General features: G+C 53.5%; 1 rRNA gene (only partly in view). It reads left to right on the top strand.

Annotation, left to right across the window (positions count from 1 at the left end):
• A 23S ribosomal RNA gene (locus tag ASD00_RS02880) occupies positions 1–2,233 on the top strand; it begins 563 nt to the left of the window's first position.
• Positions 2,234–2,500: the final 267 nt, after the last annotated feature.

Genomic DNA, 2,500 nt, shown 5'->3' with positions numbered 1-2,500 from the left:
TACAAACAGTCGGAGCCCGCAAGGGTGACGGCGTACCTTTTGTATAATGGGTCAACGACTTAGTGTGACGAGCAAGCTTAAGCCGATAGGTGAAGGCGCAGCGAAAGCGAGTCTGAACAGGGCGTTCAGTTCGTCGCATTAGACCCGAAACCGAGTGATCTAGCCATGAGCAGGTTGAAGGTTGGGTAACACCAACTGGAGGACCGAACCCGCATCTGTTGCAATAGATTGGGATGACTTGTGGCTAGGGGTGAAAGGCCAATCAAACTCGGAAATAGCTGGTTCTCCGCGAAAACTATTTAGGTAGTGCGTCGACCGAATACCCTCGGGGGTAGAGCACTGGATGGGCTATGGGGACTCACCGTCTTACTGATCCTAACCAAACTCCGAATACCGAGGAGTACTAGTCGGCAGACACACGGCGGGTGCTAACGTCCGTCGTGAAGAGGGCAACAACCCTGACCTCCAGCTAAGGTCCCCAAGTCATGGCTAAGTGGGAAAGGATGTGAGGATCCCAAAACAACCAGGATGTTGGCTTAGAAGCAGCCATCATTTAAAGAAAGCGTAACAGCTCACTGGTCTAATTAAGGGTCTTTGCGCCGAAAATGTAACGGGGCTAAAGCCATGCACCGAAGCTGAGGATACGTCGCAAGACGTGTGGTAGCGGAGCGTTCCGTAAGCCTGTGAAGGGATACCTGTGAGGGGTCCTGGAGGTATCGGAAGTGCGAATGTTGACATGAGTAACGATAAAGAGGGTGAGAGACCCTCTCGCCGAAAGACCAAGGGTTCCTGCTTAAAGTTAATCTGAGCAGGGTTAGCCGGCCCCTAAGACGAGGCGGACACGCGTAGTCGATGGGAACCACGTTAATATTCGTGGGCCTGGTGGTAGTGACGGATTGCTTAACTTGTACATTCTTATTGGATTGGGTGTGCAGGGACGCGGTTCCAGGAAATAGCTCCACCGTATAGACCGTACCCGAAACCGACACAGGTGGTCAGGTAGAGTATACCAAGGCGCTTGAGAGAACTATGCTGAAGGAACTCGGCAAATTGCACGCGTAACTTCGGAAGAAGCGTGACCCTTTTTGACGCAAGTCAGAAAGGGTGGCACAGACCAGGGGGTAGCGACTGTTTATCAAAAACACAGGGCTCTGCGAAGTCGCAAGACGACGTATAGGGTCTGACGCCTGCCCGGTGCTGGAAGGTTAAGAGGAGGGGTGCAAGCTCTGAATCGAAGCCCCAGTAAACGGCGGCCGTAACTATAACGGTCCTAAGGTAGCGAAATTCCTTGTCGGGTAAGTTCCGACCTGCACGAATGGCGTAACGACTTCCCCGCTGTCTCCAGCATAGACTCAGTGAAATTGAATTCCCCGTGAAGATGCGGGGTTCCTGCGGTCAGACGGAAAGACCCCGTGCACCTTTACTATAGCTTTACACTGGCATTCGTGTCGGCATGTGTAGGATAGGTGGTAGGCTTTGAAGCAGGGACGCCAGTTCTTGTGGAGCCATCCTTGAAATACCACCCTTATCGTCATGGATGTCTAACCGCGGTCCGTTATCCGGATCCGGGACAGTGTATGGTGGGTAGTTTGACTGGGGCGGTCGCCTCCGAAAGAGTAACGGAGGCGCGCGATGGTGGGCTCAGACCGGTCGGAAATCGGTCGTCGAGTGCAATGGCATAAGCCCGCCTGACTGCGAGACTGACAAGTCGAGCAGAGACGAAAGTCGGTCATAGTGATCCGGTGGTCCCGCGTGGAAGGGCCATCGCTCAACGGATAAAAGGTACGCCGGGGATAACAGGCTGATGACCCCCAAGAGTCCATATCGACGGGGTTGTTTGGCACCTCGATGTCGGCTCATCGCATCCTGGGGCTGGAGCAGGTCCCAAGGGTTTGGCTGTTCGCCAATTAAAGCGGTACGTGAGCTGGGTTCAGAACGTCGTGAGACAGTTCGGTCCCTATCTGCCGTGGGTGTAGGAATATTGACAGGATCTGTCCCTAGTACGAGAGGACCGGGATGGACATATCTCTGGTGGACCTGTTGTCCTGCCAAGGGCATAGCAGGGTAGCTATATATGGAATGGATAACCGCTGAAGGCATCTAAGCGGGAAACCAACCTGAAAACGAGTATTCCCTTGAGAACCGTGGAAGACTACCACGTTGATAGGCTGGGTGTGGAAGTGCGGCAACGCATGAAGCTTACCAGTACTAATCGTTCGATTGGCTTGATCGTTCCCATTGCTCATGCTCATCATTGATGAGCGNAGGCTGGGTGTGGAAGTGCGGCAACGCATGAAGCTTACCAGTACTAATCGTTCGATTGGCTTGATCGTTCCCATTGCTCATGCTCATCATTGATGAGCGACGTGTTCAAAACAAAACGAGGCGGTTTATCCTCCTCACCAGCTTCTCATTCGGTTTGCCCCAGCTAAGGGCAAATCTTGCGCTTTGCCGACCTGGTGGTTCTGGCGGGGTGGCTGCACCCGTTCCCATTCCGAAC

Source organism: Ensifer sp. Root31 (genome assembly GCF_001424825.1).
Taxonomy (GTDB): domain Bacteria; phylum Pseudomonadota; class Alphaproteobacteria; order Rhizobiales; family Rhizobiaceae; genus Ensifer; species Ensifer canadensis.
This window is presented reverse-complemented; position numbering and strand designations above follow the sequence as displayed.